General features: G+C 76.8%; 2 protein-coding genes. Both read left to right on the top strand.

Annotation, left to right across the window (positions count from 1 at the left end; translation table 11 throughout):
- Positions 1-1,103: thiamine pyrophosphate-dependent enzyme (locus CBZ_RS18745; protein WP_130782977.1), on the top strand; the 1,103-nt coding region annotated here is incomplete at its 5' end.
- An 85-nt stretch (positions 1,104-1,188) separates the two neighbouring features.
- On the top strand, positions 1,189-1,851 hold a 663-nt coding region (locus CBZ_RS18740), incomplete at its 3' end, for a fumarylacetoacetate hydrolase family protein (RefSeq protein WP_174768699.1).

Genomic DNA, 1,851 nt, shown 5'->3' with positions numbered 1-1,851 from the left:
TGCGGGACGTGGCCGCGGCCCTGGCGTCGGCGCGGCGGCCGCTGCTGCTCGCGGGGCGGGGCGCGTGGCTGTCGGGGGCCGGCGCAGCACTGGGCGCGGTCGCCGACGCGACCGGCGCGCTCACCGTCTCGACGGCGCTCGGCCGCGGGGTGTTCCCCCGCCCCGAGTTCGACCTCGGCGTGGCGGGCGGGTTCGGCGCGGCGGGCGCGATGGCGCTCGTGCGGGAGGCCGACGTCGCGCTCGTCGTCGGGGCGTCGCTCAACCAGTTCACGATGCGGTTCGGTGAGCTGTTCGCGCCCGGGACCCGGGTGTTCCAGGTCGACGTCGCCCCCTCGGCGACCCACCCGCACGTCGGCGGGTACGTGCGGGGCGACGCCGCGACGGTCGCGTCGACCGTCCTGGCCGACCTGGCCGACCTGCAGACGCGGGACGGTGGCACGCCCAGCGGGTGGCGCGAGTCCGTCGACGTCGCCACCGCGCGCCGCTACGAGCCGGGCACGGGGTCGGCACCGGACGGCCGGCTCGACCCGCGGTCGGCGGCCGCCCGCATCGGCGAGCTCCTGCCTGACGACCGGGTCGTCGTGTCCGACGGCGGGCACTTCATCGCGTGGGCGAACATGTACTGGCCGGTCGCCGCGCCCGACCGGCTCGTCATGGTGGGGACGGCCTTCCAGGCCATCGGGCTGGGGTTCCCCAGCGTGCTCGGCGCGGCGCTCGCGCGTCCGGCGTCGACCGTCGTGCTGTCGACCGGTGACGGCGGCGGGCTCATGGCGCTGGCCGACCTGGAGTCGGCGGTGCGCGTCGCGGGCGGGCGCGGGGTCGCCGTCGTGTGGAACGACGCCGAGTACGGGGCCGAGGTGCACGTCTACGGGCGCAAGGGCCTGGTCCGCGAGCCCATGCTGATCCCGGCGGTCGACTTCGCGGGGCTCGCCACGGCCGTCGGGGCGCAGGGCGTCACCGTCCGCACGCTCGACGACCTCGACGCGCTGGCCGTCTGGGCGGCCCGGCCCGCGTCGCAACGGCCGTTCCTGCTGCTGGACCTGCTGGTCTCCCCCGACGTCGTCGCGCCCTACTGGGAGGAGATCGTGCGGGCCAGCGGCTGAGCGCCGACCGGCCGAGACCCGGCACCTGGTCGGGCTGCGGGCGGATCGCATACGATCTCGGATACGACTCACTGCGAGGGAGCAGATGTCGGCACAGGCACCGGACCACAGGTTCACGGCCCTCCCCGGGCGCCCGGGGAAGGTCGTCGCCGTCCACCTCGCGTACGCCTCGCGCGCCGACCAGCGCGGCCGCCGCCCCGCGCACCCGTCGTACTTCCTCAAGCCGTCGAGCTCCGTCGCGACGTCGGGCGGGACCGTCGAGCGCCCCGCCGGGACCGAGCTCCTCGCCTTCGAGGGCGAGATCGCGCTCGTCATCGGCACCACCGCCCGGCACGTGCCGCTCGACCGCGCGTGGGAGCACGTCGCCTGGGTCACCGCGGCCAACGACCTCGGGCTCTACGACCTGCGGGCCGCCGACCGCGGCGGCAACGTCCGCTCCAAGGGCCGCGACGGGTACACCCCGCTCGGGCCGGGCCTGCTCGACGCACGCACGCTCGACCCCGGGGCGCTGCGGCTGCGCACGTGGGTCAACGGTGAGCTCCGGCAGGACGACACGACCTCCGGGCTGCTGTTCCCGCTCGCGCAGGTCGTCGCCGACCTGTCCCAGCACCTCACCCTCGAGCCCGGCGACGTCGTCCTCACGGGGACGCCCGCGGGCTCGTCGGTCCTCGCCCCCGGGGACGTGGTCGAGGTCGAGGTCGACGCGCCCGACGCCCCCGGGGCGCCGTCGTCGGGCCGTCTCGCCACG

It is taken from the genome of Cellulomonas biazotea (assembly GCF_004306155.1).
Taxonomy (GTDB): Bacteria; Actinomycetota; Actinomycetes; order Actinomycetales; family Cellulomonadaceae; genus Cellulomonas; species Cellulomonas biazotea.
Note: the sequence above shows the minus strand (reverse complement) of the source record. Positions and strands in the feature narration are given on the sequence as shown.